The 14906-nt window shown below is 51.7% G+C and carries 18 protein-coding genes; 15 read left to right on the forward strand and 3 right to left on the reverse strand.

The annotated features are described in order from the left end of the window. The first annotated feature begins 8 nt into the window (after positions 1-8). The 6 genes from HY282_07055 (at position 9) to HY282_07080 (ending at position 5190) form a co-directional block, all read left to right on the forward strand. Positions 9-1739 carry a toprim domain-containing protein gene (locus HY282_07055; protein ID MBI3803505.1) on the forward strand — a complete coding sequence of 577 codons (1731 nt, stop codon included), beginning with the start codon at positions 9-11 and terminating at the stop codon, positions 1737-1739. Further along, positions 1740-2582: a hypothetical protein gene (locus HY282_07060; protein MBI3803506.1), complete on the forward strand. Its 843-nt coding sequence runs from the start codon at positions 1740-1742 to the stop codon at positions 2580-2582. Positions 2583-2703: 121 nt separating this feature from the next. After that, positions 2704-3246 carry a phospholipase D family protein gene (locus tag HY282_07065; protein MBI3803507.1) on the forward strand — a complete coding sequence of 181 codons (543 nt, stop codon included), beginning with the start codon at positions 2704-2706 and terminating at the stop codon, positions 3244-3246. Between the two features lie 150 nt (positions 3247-3396). Further along, the gene (locus HY282_07070; GenBank protein ID MBI3803508.1) at positions 3397-3573 is read left to right on the forward strand and encodes an HU family DNA-binding protein; all 177 of its coding nucleotides are present in this window, start codon (positions 3397-3399) and stop codon (positions 3571-3573) included. 6 nt (positions 3574-3579) lie between these two features. Further along, positions 3580-3855 (forward strand): response regulator transcription factor, encoded by a 276-nt coding sequence (locus HY282_07075; GenBank protein ID MBI3803509.1) that lies wholly within the window; start codon positions 3580-3582, stop codon positions 3853-3855. A 483-nt stretch (positions 3856-4338) separates the two neighbouring features. Beyond that, complete coding sequence (locus tag HY282_07080; protein ID MBI3803510.1) at positions 4339-5190, forward strand: aldo/keto reductase; 852 nt, start codon at positions 4339-4341, stop codon at positions 5188-5190. A gap of 210 nt (positions 5191-5400) precedes the next feature. On the opposite strand, the gene HY282_07085 is transcribed toward HY282_07080, so the two are convergent. From HY282_07085 to HY282_07095, 3 genes are read right to left on the reverse strand one after another with little or no spacing between them, the layout of a single operon-like run. Next, positions 5401-5610, reverse strand: coding sequence for a hypothetical protein (locus HY282_07085; protein ID MBI3803511.1), 210 nt, complete (start codon positions 5608-5610; stop codon positions 5401-5403). Next, a complete protein-coding gene (locus HY282_07090; GenBank protein ID MBI3803512.1) occupies positions 5607-5930 on the reverse strand; it encodes a hypothetical protein in 324 nt (107 codons plus the stop codon). The genes HY282_07085 and HY282_07090 overlap by 4 nt, the downstream gene beginning before the upstream one ends. Continuing rightward, complete coding sequence (locus HY282_07095) at positions 5927-6445, reverse strand: hypothetical protein (GenBank protein MBI3803513.1); 519 nt, start codon at positions 6443-6445, stop codon at positions 5927-5929. The genes HY282_07090 and HY282_07095 overlap by 4 nt, the downstream gene beginning before the upstream one ends. Positions 6446-7657: 1212 nt before the next feature. Here HY282_07095 and HY282_07100 point away from each other — a divergent pair. The 9 genes from HY282_07100 (at position 7658) to HY282_07140 (ending at position 14884) form a co-directional block, all read left to right on the forward strand. Beyond that, complete coding sequence (locus HY282_07100) at positions 7658-8005, forward strand: hypothetical protein (protein MBI3803514.1); 348 nt, start codon at positions 7658-7660, stop codon at positions 8003-8005. 212 nt (positions 8006-8217) lie between these two features. Then, positions 8218-8757, forward strand: a complete 540-nt coding sequence (locus tag HY282_07105) for a sigma-70 family RNA polymerase sigma factor (protein ID MBI3803515.1) — start codon at positions 8218-8220, stop codon at positions 8755-8757. A gap of 237 nt (positions 8758-8994) precedes the next feature. Beyond that, positions 8995-9270: a heavy-metal-associated domain-containing protein gene (locus HY282_07110; protein MBI3803516.1), complete on the forward strand. Its 276-nt coding sequence runs from the start codon at positions 8995-8997 to the stop codon at positions 9268-9270. Between the two features lie 189 nt (positions 9271-9459). Then, on the forward strand, positions 9460-10104 hold the full coding sequence (locus HY282_07115; protein MBI3803517.1) for a Spy/CpxP family protein refolding chaperone: 645 nt from the start codon (positions 9460-9462) through the stop codon (positions 10102-10104). A gap of 38 nt (positions 10105-10142) precedes the next feature. After that, positions 10143-10460 carry a hypothetical protein gene (locus HY282_07120; protein ID MBI3803518.1) on the forward strand — a complete coding sequence of 106 codons (318 nt, stop codon included), beginning with the start codon at positions 10143-10145 and terminating at the stop codon, positions 10458-10460. Next, positions 10457-12766: a heavy metal translocating P-type ATPase gene (locus tag HY282_07125; GenBank protein MBI3803519.1), complete on the forward strand. Its 2310-nt coding sequence runs from the start codon at positions 10457-10459 to the stop codon at positions 12764-12766. The genes HY282_07120 and HY282_07125 overlap by 4 nt, the downstream gene beginning before the upstream one ends. Positions 12767-12800: 34 nt before the next feature. Then, positions 12801-13028, forward strand: coding sequence for a DUF2933 domain-containing protein (locus HY282_07130; GenBank protein MBI3803520.1), 228 nt, complete (start codon positions 12801-12803; stop codon positions 13026-13028). Further along, positions 13025-13702 (forward strand): isoprenylcysteine carboxylmethyltransferase family protein, encoded by a 678-nt coding sequence (locus HY282_07135; protein MBI3803521.1) that lies wholly within the window; start codon positions 13025-13027, stop codon positions 13700-13702. Before HY282_07130 ends, HY282_07135 begins: the two co-directional genes overlap by 4 nt. 3 nt (positions 13703-13705) lie before the next feature. Continuing rightward, positions 13706-14884 (forward strand): methionine adenosyltransferase, encoded by a 1179-nt coding sequence (locus tag HY282_07140; protein ID MBI3803522.1) that lies wholly within the window; start codon positions 13706-13708, stop codon positions 14882-14884. The last annotated feature ends 22 nt before the right edge of the window (positions 14885-14906 follow it).

Here is a 14906-nt window from a genome sequence, read left to right on the forward strand (position 1 = left end):
GGTCAGCTATGAAACGCCAAGGAGTGAATTCTTTCGAGGAGGTTAAAAGGAAAGTCGATATTCTCGCGTTTATCGAGAAATCTACAGGGCATCGGGCGCGGAGATCGGGAAAGGGCTACACCTTGCCGGAATGCCCTTTCTGTCAGGGACATGGATGTTTTTCGATTACTCCGGAGAAACAACTTTATAACTGTTTCCAGTGTCCTGGAAAAAGCGGGGGAGATATCTTCAATTATCTTTGCAAACTCAGAGGTTGCGACAAACGCGCTGCCCTGGAGGAGCTCGCGAAAGAAGCGGGTTTTGAACTGCCGACTTCCCGCTTCGCGAAGCGGGATATCCGGGAAGAAATCCTGTCCCAGACGAAGGAAGACTGGTCCCTTCCCGAGGCGAAAGACGTTTGGGAGTACTTGATTAACACGCGCCGTCTCTCTCCCGAGACTTTGAAGGGCCACGACGTCGGCTTTTTCGGGGACCGCTCCAGGCTCATCGGAATTTTGAAAAAAAAGGGTTTCACCTACGACGAGATCAAAGCGTCCGGGATTCTAACTCAGGGATATGGGACCTTCTATCAGATTCTGTTCGGATGGCGGGCATACAACGGCAGATTGTCCGGATTCATCGCGGGGGCGACGAAGGCCCGACTGAAAACAGTCAAACCCGAAGAGGAGGATAGCTATCCGAAATACAAGAATGCGGCCGACCTTCAGGTCGACTCTCCATATAATCTCTATTATGCAAAAAGAAGAGTTCCCGAGGACGCGACTTTGGTCATCGTCGAGGGTATCCTCGACGTCCTTCAAATGCTATCGCACGGCGTGTTTAATACGGTCGCTTTGGGGGGAACGTCCTTTAAGGAAGGTTTTGGCGAGGCATTGGCGATGACTCGGTTCCTCCGTCTCATTATTCTATTGGACAGCGATAAGGCCGGAAAGCAGGGTACCTCGCAGTTGATTCGACACCTCATTCAGGCGCATCCTAAATTTACGCTTTACGTAACTGAAATCACCGCGGTCGATCCGCTGGACCAGAATCGAAGGATCAAGGATCCGGACGAATTGATCATCAAGCTGGGACCCGAGGTCCTCAAAAAGGTCATTCGCTATCCTGCCAAAGCGGGCCCCTGGCTCGTTCTCGCCATGCGCGATCAGTATGATATGAAAAACTCGATCGATCGCGACCGGGCGTTTGAGGAGGTCGCCTCGTTGTGGGGTTTTATTTCCGACGAAGTCGAGCGGAAGGAGGTGCTTCGATATCTGGCGGATGGATCGGAAATGCCACAAGAAGATATTCGAAAGACAATTGAGAAATACGCGCAGCGGCCCTCCGCCGGCGTCGCTCCAAAGCAGGCGGCGGCAGAATCTAATAAAAATGAAATAAAAAAGGAAGGGAGTTCTCTTATTCTATCGTCCCTGGCTGAGCTTCAGCGGAAGCTCAAGGATTCCAAAGAAGGGAATAAAGACATCAGGAGAAGGAACAAGGTTCTACTCCGGGCCTATGGCGCCTTTGTGGTTCAAACGAAAGAGCTCGCGAAGGCCGGTCTTCTATGGCATGTCAATCGGTTGTCGGAGGGACACATCGGTCTTCTGCGGCAGCTCCGCAAGGATCCCATGAGAGCGCAGACGATGGTAGAAAAGATCGATCAGATCTTTACGGCGGCCAGGCTTTCAGAAATCGACCGGATACAGAAGGAGATCGAACGGTTGTGCGATCAAGGTGATGCGAACGAAGGAGAGGGGTAAATGGCGAGATCGGAAGGGCTTATTCTGACGGATCGCGACATGGATTTACTAAAATACCTCGCCTTCGGTCCTGCGTTTGCCGACGACCTGCATACGCGGTTTTTCATAGGGAAGGGTAAATTGGTGAGTCGGCAGGCGTTCGAGAGGAGGATGTGGAAATTGATGGAGGGTTATTGTATTCAGCGAATGGAGCCGCAAAGAATCCGTGGTCGTCGGCCGATCCTGCATAAACCGGTTTATTCCCTCGCAGAGGGCGGAATCGAGGTTTTGACGTCGCAGAGCGTCCTTCAGATCGACCGGATCCGCCGGGTTCGGCCGACTCGGCAGACCCTTTTTCATGAAATCACGCTCACACGATTCATTCGGAGAATTTACGAAGGGGACCCGCGGCGGTATCAGGTCATGCGACTCTACGACCACGACATGCTGGCAAAGCAGGTTCAAAGGGTAAGGATTAAGAGAATCCCCGATTTGAGGTTTACGCTGAAATTCAAGCATGGCGCCTATTTTAGTTACCTTGTTGAAGTCGACGCCGGAACAACCCATACTCCTGAGTTCGTTCAAAAGTTGGTCGCGTTCATGCAGTTGAACCGCCGCCTGGCCCCGGTGAATTCAAAAGATCCGGTCGGGATATTGATCGTATGCCATACAGCGGACCGAATGGAAACGCTTCAACGAGCGGTCGTCGAGAGTCACATCACTGCGAAGGTGGCCAATAGGTTTCTTTTTAGCACGATTCAAAACATCGACAATAGCCTCGGTCTGTATAACCCCTGGTATAAGGCGGACGGAGCGAAAATAGATCTCATCTTCAAGGATGGTACGAAAGCTCACGAGAGTTAGAAAAAAGGCCCGACTTTAGGTCGTATAATATTAAACGCTTTAAGTAGACGGAGGAAGCGTGGAAACAATATTTTTGCCTTTTTTATTGAGGAAGAAATCCCTTTCTGGTAGATTGCGTATCATGCTGGGCCAAGCCAATAAAGCGATCCTGCCGTTCGCGCTCCTGATTTCTCTAAACTGTTTCTTTCCATCACCGAATCTATGGGCCGGTGCCCCGGCACTGGAGGTCTGCTTTACTCCGGGAGAGAGCTGCACGGAGAAGATCGTCAAAGCATTGAGCCAAAGTAGGACGTCTGTGCTCGTTCAGGCCTATTCTTTCACGTCGGCCCCGATCGCTCGAGCTCTCGTTGACGCCCACAAGCGAGGTGTCCATGTCGAAATGATCCTCGATAGAAGCAACAAGAGTCAGAAATATTCATCCGCCGACTTTGTTTCTCGAGCCGGTATTCCGACGTTTATCGATTCTCGGCATGCGATCGCTCACAATAAAATAATGATCATTGACGGAGAGACGGTTGTTACCGGTTCTTTTAACTTCACAAAGGCTGCAGAGGAAAAGAATGCCGAAAATCTTCTTGTGATTCCCGATAAGTCTTTAGCCAGCCGATATACGGCGAACTGGCAGGTCCATAAAAGGCATTCGGAAGTTTACAGCGGTCGATAGCTAGTTCCATGTTTCAGCGATTTGAATCGGTCACCCATTATGGAGGAATATGAATAAGAAGGAGTTAGTCGAGTCGGTGGTCGCCGCAAGACGAAAAGTGGTTCGAGCAAGCGAGCGGTGGTTGAGATCGTAGGCGAGACTTTCGCCGCGATGGCAAAAGGGATAAAGAAGAATGGGAGATTCAGCTTTCCCGGGTTTGGCACATTTACCGTCCGCGCCCGCGCCGCGCGTAAAGGAAGAAACCCGCAAACGGGTGAGACTATTAAGATCAAAGCCTCCAAATCGATAAAGTTCAAGGCGGCTCCCTCTCTGAAAAGGAGCCTATAGACTTCAATGAAAAAGAAACCTAAACTCAACAATACTAAACCCAGAACCATGGTTGAGCGGGACGCCAACTTCTATCGTAACCCGACTCAAAGAGAAATAGAAGTGATCCGTCTCGTTGCTGAAGGCTATAAAAATAAGGAAATCGCAGGAGAGATGGGTATTTCGGTCAAAACTGTCGAAACTCACCGATCTAATGTCATGAATAAACTTGCTTTTCGAACTGTCGCGGACCTTATGAGATATGCAATCCAAAAGGGAATTATCAAGATAGAACTTGAGTGACGAAACAAGGTTTTCTTTATCGATTCGATGGGAGTGGGTTAGCCACATGAAGTTTCAAAGTTAAATATGATTTTAAAGACATTGTAAAACGAAGTTCCTTCCTGAAGTCCTCGCCTCAAACCTCTTCTTCATCATTGAAGATTTCAATGTAATACAGAATAATCTTCTGATCTTTTTAGAATGCCGCTTCATTACAACCCAACTCTGCGGACATCGCCAACTACTAAATTTCCTGCGCCTCTGCACTGATGTGATCACCTCGATAGGTTCCATGTTTTCCTCTGGTGTTGTCATAGGAACCAGGACCAAGACTCTGACTAATGCTGATTTTTAGCAGTTCCCGTGTCCGGCGAAAAGGGGGCTACTTCGACTTGGGGAATTCTGATAATCTAGACATTAGATACTAACCGGTTAGCCGGGTGTCTTGGAAAGCATGTGCTGGTGGCAAGCGCAAAATACAGCGACACAGCTTAAGGAGAGAATATGCAAAACATTAAATTGAACAATGGTGTTGAAATACCTATTCTTGGCTTCGGCGTTTTTCAGATCACTGATTTGACCGAATGTGAAAGAAGCGTGGTTGATGCTATTCAAACTGGATATCGCCATATTGACACTGCCGCTTCTTACCAGAACGAAGAGGCGGTTGGAAGAGGCATCAAACGAAGTGGTGTAGCAAGAGAGGAATTGTTCATCACTACAAAACTTTGGATTCAAAGAAATGGCTATGAAGGCACAATAAAAGCCTTTGAAAATTCCCTGAAGCGCTTGCAACTAGATTACCTTGACTTGTATCTGATTCATCAACCTTTTGGCGATGTATATGGTGAATGGCGTGCGATGGAAGAACTGTATCAACAAGGCAAAGTCAGAGCTATCGGTGTTTCAAACTTTCCTCCTGACCGAATCATGGATTTGATGATTCACAACAAGATACCACCCGCGGTAGATCAGATTGAAGTGAACCCTTTCAATCAGCAAATTGATACGCAAAAGTTTTTAAAGGAAAACGGCGTTCAGGTGGAGGCATGGGCTCCTTTTGCAGAGGGAAAGAATAATATTTTTAAAAATGAATTACTGCTTTCAATCGCCGCGAAACATAACAAGAGTGTTGCCCAGGTCATTCTCCGCTGGCTTACACAAAGAGCAATCGTTGTTCTTTCAAAATCGGTTCGCAAAGAGAGGATGATAGAAAATATCAGCGTGTTTGATTTTGAATTAAGCGCGGAAGAGATGATTGCGATTACAACGTTAGACACAAAAACAAGTAGCTTCTTTGACCATCGTAATCCTGAGATGGTGAAATGGCTGGGTACCAGGAAATTAGATGTTTAATGAATGAACACTCGCCACAACATGGCTTTGGAAGGCGTCGCTTTCAAGCCAAAAAGCAGGCTAACCCGCGATTGAGCGGATATTTCGTAGGGCTTCCACATTGTTCTCCTTTTCTGTCCGTAATAATCAATTCTCGGGATTTTACAATATATATCAAATTGTAAGTGTAGGTCTCAAATGAATTTGAGCAAACCTATTGCGGCCGTTTTATTATTTGACGGTCTTCAGGCGGATTCCGAGACGCCGTTCCTCCGCCGCAATCTTCTCATCTATCGCGCTTCGCACCAAATCAACGGCCGGATCATGTGTCTTATCATGCCAGCGTTTAAGCGCCTCGGCCTGATCTCTCCGAAGCAAGTATTGCTTCCGCACGAAGGGAAGATTCTCGTCCGAAGCATATTGTCGTTTTTTAATTTTCAAAAGAGTCGATCCTGCTGATCGGACTGTTTATTGAGCCGGCTGGCCGCAATCGCCTGAGCCGCATCCCATTCGTACCCCTTTCGATGCAAAGCGACCATCGTAGAAACAAGCGTCGTTTCGTTTTTATCGTACCGCACTGTAGCACGCTGCCGGCCGGGTTTCGCGATTGCAGTGATCTTTCCGCGGCTGAGCAGGTATTGAATCGCGTTGCTGTAGGTTTTAATCTCCTCAAGCGGAGCATGACATGCGAAGAGAAATTGCCGAAGTCGAAGGAATCTTCCGTCCTTTGGAAGATGGTCGACCTTTTTTACATGTCTCATATCGCCTGTTCTACGAATCCACTTCCTTTGTTGCATATTAATCCCCTATAAGCAATTTTGATACATTCTTTAAATCCCCAAAGATCCGCGCCATCAAGGAGAACGACAATTGACTCGGTGCGATCGCCCTTTATTTCTTTTGGTATAGAAGAGACTGCTGTCTCCTGCGCCTTGAGGAAAAAGCGGTCAGGGCCGTCCATTGTGACCTGAAGCTGCTTTTTCTTTTCGCCAAAGTGGTGAAATAAGTCGACCAAGACCCCCTTTTGGGGCGCTTCAAGGTGGCTGCCGATCTGGGAGAGGTCCTTCTCGGAAAGACGGAAGACTAACTTCTCCTCCCAGTTGTATTTGCGCTCTCCTTTCGACGGAATCTTTCGTTCCATCCCTTTCATCGCCCGACATACTTCTAACCAGACGCCCCATTCGCCGCGGTGCATCTTTGCGCTCAGCCTCAAAGCCGAGGATCCCTTGGACCAGATTTCTTCAAATCGGTATTCGTTCATATCTACATAGATCATACATAGAATCTATGTAGAACACAATAAAAAAATAAACGACTCGCCACCGCCGGTCGAACGATCCCAGGGTTTTCGATCTATTTATTGCTGAATGTTCAGTAAGCGGAATGGAAGTCGTATGTTTATTCCCAATCAGAGGGGAAAACCAAATCCTTTCTTATCGACTTGCCTCTCCCCCTCCCGATCCAAATTAACTGAACATTCAGTAAGCCCCGTGCAAGTTTTCCGATTTCCAGCCGTGCCCCGAGCTCTCCCCGCCGGCGTCGGCCGATCCGCCCCACCCCTAACCCGCCCTCCTTTCCGGCCGCCCCTGCGCGGGGATTCCGCGCGCGCTAAAACTCTCTCAAAAATCTCGAAAACTCGAATGAAGAGCGGTTAGGAAGGGAACGGCGCTGACAGGGAGAGCCGCATGGGTTAATTCCGTGAAGGGCTGGTCCGGGCGATGGCAATTGAAGGAAAGGTAGGGGGTCGGCCCGAGATTGGAAGAAAGAAAAAGGAGGATCTAGGAAAATGGGACTTCCATTCCGCTTACTGAATGTTCAGTTAAATTTAGACCATCGGGAAACGGCCGTTGAGGGAATTTCGAATGAGAGGTCCGATCAATCTTATGAAAAACAAACTCCGGCGTAGTCCTTCCCATTGCTTAATCGAGACGTGACTTTAAATGGAGATAGTTGATCTAATAGATAGCCTGGCGTATCGTAATGCCAGATTCGAGCGACTTTCGTTTTACCCCATTGGATAGATTGACACTGTAATCGTCTGCCATCATAAATGAATCTTATAAGAGGAAAGAACATGAAACGGACACGGTCAAAGACCAAGCCTCGCAGCCAGATAGGCAGCGCATCAGCTCTCCCGGTAACGATACAGAAACACAGACTTCTCAGGGTGCAGCGGTTCAAAACAGTGCGGATTTCCTGGATAAGACCAGTGATGTCTTCCAATCTTTCACATCCCGAAACTGTGTCGCTTTCTTTTTCCGCTTTGGTAAAGGATCCACTTGAACAATTGATGTTTTACGCTCTGGCCATGCGGTTAGCAGTTTGGAGAAAACTTAATAATAGAAAAGGTTCATTCGATGTATTCTCTCTTGAATATAGAGGAAAAGTAGGAATCTTATTCCTGTGACTCATGATACTGCTTCTATCAACTTCCTGTAGGTCTGGTCCAGCCTACAATGAAATTCCCATTACCGATCGCAAATTAAATATGCTCGGCTTGGAAAGGATCGCAACCGAATATCTGAACAGCCATCCGCGCGACTTTTATAAATTTCATCGCATCCTCACCGCGGCGGATGACGCGCTCCAGGCGTATCAGGCACCCTCTCATGGGGCGGTCATGAAGTGGATTAAGCAGGCGTTGAAAAGGGAAGGGCTCGATGAGCAGATGTCCGTTTATCTCTTCTTGAGAGCCGTTTATTTGAAAGATTGGGAAGGCTCTTATTTTCATTGGGTCGATGAAGGCGAGCGGGAATATCTCTATGATCTGATGGGAGCGGCCATGGGGGGAATGCACCGCTGCTCCAAGTGCAGCACGAATCCAGAGGATGAGTAAGAACGCGGTCTTTGACTCCGTACCGTCAGACGGAGTGTATTATATCTCTATGGATCAGTCCATAATCGGCAAGTCAGTCTAAAATTCGCGTTGAGATGGTTTTTTATGAGCATCAGCGGGGCTGATAAGGTAGTCAGAGGCCAGCACGGTCTGCCGGTTGATCAGTCAGTCCTATTTAATGATGAGGTTTACACCTGCACATGGATGAAGCGATGAAAGACGAAGTCCTATCCAAGCTCTTGAGTAATCGGGAGAGGCTCCTCAGTTACGTTCGTAAGAAACTCTCCAATCCGGAGTTGGCGGAGGATGTGCTCCAGGATAGCTTGCTTAAAGCACTTCGGGCGGCGCCGGACCTAAGAGAGGATGAGAAGCTCTTTCCCTGGTTCTACAGGATCCTGAACAATGCCATTGTCGATGCCTACCGTCGCAAGCACATTGAGGCACAACATCTGGAACCGTATACTGAAGACCATGATTTGGCTATCACGCCTGAGGAGGAGGCCAACCTTTGTACCTGCTTTCGGGATTTGATCCCAACCCTCAAACCCGAATATGCCGAGTTGATTGAGGCATTGGATCTGGCTCACGGAAATCCTATACAGATGGCAAAAAAGCTCGGCATTACATCCAATAACCTGAAGGTGCGGAGGCACCGAGCGCGTCAGGCCCTCCTCCAACGATTAGAAGAAACCTGCCGGTCGTGCGCCAAACACGGCTGTCTCGATTGTACTTGTCGGAAGGATCAAATCTAGCCAGAGCCAAGACCTAATTTTCTCAACCCCATGCGCTTGAACGCATGAGACGCTTTCCTTCTTAATTGAAATCCTCCAGAAGCCCAGCCCGATCATAAAAGTGTAATTTTGCCTAAAATTGTCCGTCTATTAACGCAGAAGAAGAACATCCCATGAAAAGAGGTGTAACCAAATCTATAAGTTTTCGTCTCTACCTATAGAACCCCAAACCTTAATCCCAATAATACGGAGGACATCATGGCACAGCTTACCTTTAACATTCCTAAAATCTCTTGCAGCCACTGCGTGGAGACAATCACTCAAGCGCTCCATCCATTAGTTGGCGTGAATCAGGTTTCCGTCGATATTCCATCCAAGCAGTTGGAAGTTAATTATGATAAGACGCGCATTACGATCGACCGGATGAGAGAGGCCCTTGCCGGGATAAATTACCCTGTTGCATCGGTGCAAACAGAATCAGGCGAGAAACGTCCAGACCGACGCGGTGCGGAGTGTTCTTGCTGCGGCGCATAAATACCGGTCTGAATCCCGGCTGGCGCATACAAATGCCGCCGGGATTCAGACGATGGGGGCTTCTTTTCCCCTCGAACGCCCCTTTTGGGGGATTGCCCTTACATTCGTATTGCCACAAAATGGGTTTGTAGAAAGAGTCTGTTCAATTTGATTTCACATGACTGGCACAAACAAAATAGGGAGGAAGCAATGAAAAAGTCGATCACCTCAATTTTCTGTCTGGCCCTCTTCATTTTTCTCGCGGTCCCACTGACTTCCTTCGCCGAAATGCAAGGGGGCGGAGAAGGAAAAGGAGGGATGATGGGAGAGGGAATGGGCGGCGGAATGCCGATGATGCAGAAAATGATGGGGATGCATGGCATGGATGCCGGGATGATGGAAATGATGAAGATGATGCAGGCCATGTCCCGCCTCGATCTCACCCCCGATCAAAAAAAGAAAATCGAATCGCTCAAGCTCAAACACCAGAAAGAAGCGATCCCGCTCCTCTCGAAAACCGAGATGGCCAATGTCGAAATCAAGGAGCTGACCCTTTCCGATCCGATTGATTTAGAGAAGGTTAAAGCGAAGGTGAAGGAAAAATACACCGCGATGGCCGATCTGGAGGTCAGTCATCTTGCTCTGACGCAGCAGATGAAAGGAATTCTCACCCCCGAGCAGCGGCAGAAGATGGAATCGATGATGATGGAAATGGGACCGATGATGGGCATGGGGATGATGGGAGGCCCCGCCGGAAAAGGCAAGACGGAGGGAGAAACCAAAGCGGCTCCAAAAACGACCCCGAAGGGATCGGAAGAAGCCGCCCCTGAAGGCGCCGATCCTCATGGCCATTGAGGCGTGGAATACAGTAAAGAAAAGAAAGGAGAAGTGAGATGAAGACAAATCCTTGGAGAGCCGGGTTTACCCTGGCGCTGACCGTGACAATTACATATACAGTCTGCGCGGTCTTGTACGCGTTGTTTCCTGAACAAGGCATCGCGTTCTTGAATGCCCTGTTTCACGGAATTGATTTTAACAAGCTCGGGCCACCTTTGCCTTTCACCTTTCTGATGTTCGTTTATCCCCTGTTTGTTTTCGCAGTCTGGGGCTTTTTGGTTGGAGCGCTCTATACCCAGCTTAACAATCTGTTTCATGACGGTGATGAGCGGACCCATTCAGCGCATAAACGAAGAGTCGAGGCGACACGATGACAACCGATCCGGTCTGCGGAATGAAAGTGGATGAGAAGAGCGCGGTAGGAAAGGCCGTCTACAAAGGGACGACCTATTATTTCTGCTCGTCTTCCTGTCTGCAGAAGTTCGAAGCGACTCCCACCGACTACATCAAGGGAGGGGGCGCGGGAGAGGCGCCGCAGTCCGGTCCCCGCGCTCCCAAGTCGTCCGGGATGGTGAAAGACCCGATCTGCGGGATGGTGGTGGATAAAGCAACGGCGCTTCATTCGGAGCGGAGCGGTCGGACCTATTATTTCTGCAGCGTTGGCTGTCAGCGGACGTTTGAATCTCCGGAGGCGGAATTGAAGTCGATGAAAACCCGGGTGACGATTGCGCTCACCGGCGTATTGGCGCTCGCGGTTCTTCGCGCCGCCGCTTTCATTGCGCTGGCCGCCGGCGCCACCATCGTTACCTGGGCGCCGATTCCGCAGCTCCCCTGGTTTACCTGGGGGATGTGGCTCTTCATTCTGGTGACGCCGGTTCAGTTTATCGGCGGCTGGTCGTTCTACGTCGGCTCTTGGAATGCGATTAAGAGTCGAACCATCAATATGGACTTCCTGATCGCGCTTGGGACCAGCGTCGCCTATCTCTACAGCGTCGCGGTGATTTTCTTTCCCTGGGTCCTCCCGGTTCCGGTCGAAGAGCGGGCGGTCTACTTTGAGGTTTCCGCCGTCATCATCGCCTTTGTTCTGCTTGGGAAGTACATGGAGGAGATGATCAAGAAGCGCTCCTCCGCGGCGGTCCGAAAATTGATGGATTTAAAACCGGCGACCGCCCATGTCCTTCGAGAAAGGGTCGAGATGGAGGTCCCCGCCGAGACGGTGATGGTCGATGAGATCGTGATTGTCCGGCCCGGCGAGAAGATTCCGACGGATGGAGTCGTCCTGGAGGGGCGCTCGGCCGTCGACGAATCGATGCTGACCGGAGAGTCGATGCCGGTGGAGAAAACGCCGGGATCTTCGGTCATCGGTGGAACCTTGAACCGGACGGGGCTTTTCCGATTCACGGCGACACGGGTCGGATCGGAGACGGCGCTTGCGCAAATCATCAAAATGGTCGAAGAGGCGCAGGCGACCAGCGCGCCGATCCAGCGGCTCGCTGATCAGGTCACCGGCTACTTTGTCCCGGCCGTGGTCGGCGTGGCGACCCTCTCATTTGCCCTCTGGTGGATTTCGGGAAACTTTCCGCAGGGTCTGCTTGCCTTCATCGCGGTGCTGATCATCGCCTGCCCTTGCGCCCTGGGGATTGCGACGCCGGCGGCGCTGATGGTCGGCGTGGGGAAGGGAGCCGAGGGAGGGATCTTGATCCGCGGCGGAGAGGTCTTGGAGCGCGCGGAGAAGCTGACCGCCGTCATCTTTGACAAGACCGGCACCCTCACGCGCGGGGAGCCGAATGTGACCGACATCCTCTCCTTCGGCGCTCATACCGAAACGGAAACCTTGCGGATGGCGGCGGCTGTCGAGGTCGGCTCCGAGCACCCGCTGGGAGAAGCGATTGTCCGCGCGGCGAAGCATCGGAGCTTGGAACTCTCCAAGGTGACGCAGTTTGAGGCGATCCCCGGTTATGGGATCCGAGGCGTCATCGAGGGCCGGGTCATTCTGCTCGGCGCCCGCCGTCTCTTCAAACGGGAGGGAATCGATTCCTCTCGGGCGGAAGAGGCGATGACCCGCTTGGAATCGGAGGGGAAGACCGCCATGCTGGTGGGGTGTGATGGAGCCCTTGCAGGGATCGTCGCCGTTGCCGACACACTGAAGCCGGAAGCGAAGGAGGCAGTCGCCGCCCTGCTTCGGGAGAAGGTCGAGGTGATTCTGCTCACCGGCGATAACCAGCAGACGGCCCGGGCCATTGCAAGGGAGGTTGGGATTCAGGAGGTGATCGCTGAGGTCCTCCCGGGGGATAAAGCGCGGGTCGTTCAGGACCTTCAGAAAAAAGGAAAGGTGGTGGCGATGGTCGGAGACGGCGTGAACGACGCCCCGGCGCTCGCCGCCGCCGACATCGGAATCGCCATCGGCTCCGGCTCCGACGTGGCGAAGGAGACCGGCGGGATCATCCTGGTCAAGAACGATGTCCGGGATGTCGTGGCGGGGATTCGGCTTTCCCGAGCGACCATGCGGAAGATCAAACAGAACCTTTTCTGGGCGTTCATCTATAACACCATCGGTGTTCCGGTGGCGGCGTTTGGCTATCTTAACCCGATCATCGCCGGGGCGGCGATGGCGCTCAGCTCGCTTTCGGTCATTGTAAACTCGGCGATGTTGAAGCGGGCAAAGATTTCCGTCGATTGAACAGAACTTAAAATCTTGAAACAGGGGGAAAGAAATGGAGACGCAACATCCTTCACAAGACCGTAAGAGCAGTCGGTTTAATCTGGCGCTGATCGCCTTTCTACTGATTGCCGCTTTCTTCCTGCTGTCGGAGCACCGAGCCCACTTCTTTGGGATTCTCCCCTATCTGTTGTTGCTCGCCTGCCCGTTTCTTCACTTGTTTATGCATGGAGGACATGACGGAGCCGCTTCAACCGATCACACGAAAGGAGATAAGCCATGAACGAATCATCCGCATACGGCCTCTGGCCGCTGGTAATTATCAACTCGCTGATCTTCATCATTTTTGCCTTTAGCTTCACGCATCCCCGCACGAAGCGGGACTGGCGCTCCTTCGGCGCTTTCTCGGCGTTCATCGTCGCGCTCTTCACGGAGATGTACGGCTTTCCTTTGACGATTTATCTCCTTTCCGGTTGGCTGCAAAGCCGCTACCCCGGTGTGAACTGGCTCTCGCATGATTCCGGGCACCTACTCGAGATCCTTTTCGGCTGGCGCGCCAATCCGCATTTCGGGCCATTTCATCTGCTCAGCAATTTTCTGATCTTCGGTGGGTTTATTCTCCTCTCCGCCGCCTGGAAGGTCCTCTATGAAGCCCAAAGCAGCCACACCCTGGCGACCTCAGGCCCCTACGCGAAGATTCGTCATCCGCAGTACGCAGGGTTTGTCCTGATCCTGTTCGGATTCCTGCTGCAATGGCCGACGATTTTGACACTGGTCATGTTTCCGATTCTGGTCTTCATGTATGTCCGTCTCGCTCGGCGGGAAGAGCGGGAGGTCCTGGCGGAGTTCGGCGAGGCATATGCCCGTTATATGGCGAATACGCCGGCTTTTTTCCCGCGTCTCTCAGAGGGCGGCGCTAAACAGGAAGCGGACAAGCCTCAAAGAGGAGCCCGGTGAGCGATGATTGATCGGAAGATCGTCGTCAATCCGATGGCTCGTCCACGGATCGAGGAGGAGGAAGTCGAGATGTGCGAGTGTAAGGGGATCGGGCATCCCGACACGATCGCCGACGGAGTCTGTGAGGCCGCATCCCGCGCGGTATCCTCGGCTTATATTCGGACCTACGGCGCCGTTTTGCATCATAATCTGGACAAAGGGTTGCTCGTAGCGGGCCAAAGCGCCCCTCGGTTCGGCGGCGGACATTGGATAGATCCGATCAAGATCTTCATCTGCGGCCGGGCCACCAATTCCGATCCGAAGTTGGATATCAAGAAAATCGTCTCGGATGCCGCGCGCGGATATTTGGAGGAAAATATCCGGTGCGACCTGAAATACTTCGAGATCATGACCGAAATCAAAGAAGGGAGCGCGAACTTAAAAGAGGTCTTCCGGCGCGGTGATGGCGCGCCACTGGCGAACGATACCTCCTTCGGGTGCGGCTATGCCCCCTACTCCCGGTTGGAGCAGCGGGTCCTAAAACTGTCGCAGTTGATCCAATCGTCCGCGTTCAGGACATCGTTCCGCGCCGCAGGAGACGACTACAAGATCATGGGGCATCGCGTGAACGGCGATCTTTCCTTCACGATCGCGCTTGCCCTCATCGACCGATACGTCGAAGGGATCGAACGCTACTTCATAATCAAGAAGGCAATCCACGACTACCTCGCCGATCACCTCGGCGCGCCGGCCGTGATCCGAATCAACACCCTCGATGATCCCGCGGCGCGGGATGAACGGGGCGTCTATCTGACCGTATCGGGATTGAGCGCCGAGATGGGGGATGACGGCCAGGTCGGTCGCGGTAACCGAGTGAACAGCTTGATCACGCCGGGACGCGAGATGTCGCTGGAGGCGGCCGCGGGGAAGAACCCCGTCTCGCATGTCGGGAAGATCTACAATGTTCTCGCCCTCCTGATGGCGCGCGAGATCCACGAGGAGGTCGAGGAGGTGAGCGTCAAGCTATTGTCGGCGATTGGAGAGCCGACGGACCAGCCGCAGGTCGCGGCGATCGAAGTTCGCACAAGTGAAGGCCTCAGCGTTGAATTGAAACGGTCGGTGACAGCGATCGCGGACGGGTGGCTGGAGAACATCGACCAGGTCACGCGGCTGATTTTGGACGAGAAAGTGTCTCTTTATTGACATTTTATTTCCGTCCATTGGA

The organism is Candidatus Manganitrophaceae bacterium (genome assembly GCA_016200325.1).
Lineage (GTDB): Bacteria > Nitrospirota > Nitrospiria > SBBL01 > Manganitrophaceae > Manganitrophus.

Excerpts from the sequence above, each read along its gene's own strand:
- HY282_07055 (MBI3803505.1), top strand. The coding sequence starts at position 9 with ATGAAACGCCAAGGAGTGAATTCTTTCGAGGAGGTTAAAAGGAAAGTC.
- HY282_07060 (MBI3803506.1), top strand. The coding sequence starts at position 1,740 with ATGGCGAGATCGGAAGGGCTTATTCTGACGGATCGCGACATGGATTTA.
- HY282_07065 (MBI3803507.1), top strand. The coding sequence starts at position 2,704 with ATGCTGGGCCAAGCCAATAAAGCGATCCTGCCGTTCGCGCTCCTGATT.
- HY282_07070 (MBI3803508.1), top strand. The coding sequence starts at position 3,397 with ATGGCAAAAGGGATAAAGAAGAATGGGAGATTCAGCTTTCCCGGGTTT.
- HY282_07075 (MBI3803509.1), top strand. The coding sequence starts at position 3,580 with ATGAAAAAGAAACCTAAACTCAACAATACTAAACCCAGAACCATGGTT.
- HY282_07080 (MBI3803510.1), top strand. The coding sequence starts at position 4,339 with ATGCAAAACATTAAATTGAACAATGGTGTTGAAATACCTATTCTTGGC.
- HY282_07090 (MBI3803512.1), bottom strand. The coding sequence starts at position 5,930 with ATGAGACATGTAAAAAAGGTCGACCATCTTCCAAAGGACGGAAGATTC.
- HY282_07095 (MBI3803513.1), bottom strand. The coding sequence starts at position 6,445 with ATGATCTATGTAGATATGAACGAATACCGATTTGAAGAAATCTGGTCC.
- HY282_07100 (MBI3803514.1), top strand. The coding sequence starts at position 7,658 with ATGCTCGGCTTGGAAAGGATCGCAACCGAATATCTGAACAGCCATCCG.
- HY282_07105 (MBI3803515.1), top strand. The coding sequence starts at position 8,218 with ATGAAAGACGAAGTCCTATCCAAGCTCTTGAGTAATCGGGAGAGGCTC.
- HY282_07110 (MBI3803516.1), top strand. The coding sequence starts at position 8,995 with ATGGCACAGCTTACCTTTAACATTCCTAAAATCTCTTGCAGCCACTGC.
- HY282_07115 (MBI3803517.1), top strand. The coding sequence starts at position 9,460 with ATGAAAAAGTCGATCACCTCAATTTTCTGTCTGGCCCTCTTCATTTTT.
- HY282_07120 (MBI3803518.1), top strand. The coding sequence starts at position 10,143 with ATGAAGACAAATCCTTGGAGAGCCGGGTTTACCCTGGCGCTGACCGTG.
- HY282_07125 (MBI3803519.1), top strand. The coding sequence starts at position 10,457 with ATGACAACCGATCCGGTCTGCGGAATGAAAGTGGATGAGAAGAGCGCG.
- HY282_07130 (MBI3803520.1), top strand. The coding sequence starts at position 12,801 with ATGGAGACGCAACATCCTTCACAAGACCGTAAGAGCAGTCGGTTTAAT.
- HY282_07135 (MBI3803521.1), top strand. The coding sequence starts at position 13,025 with ATGAACGAATCATCCGCATACGGCCTCTGGCCGCTGGTAATTATCAAC.
- HY282_07140 (MBI3803522.1), top strand. The coding sequence starts at position 13,706 with ATGATTGATCGGAAGATCGTCGTCAATCCGATGGCTCGTCCACGGATC.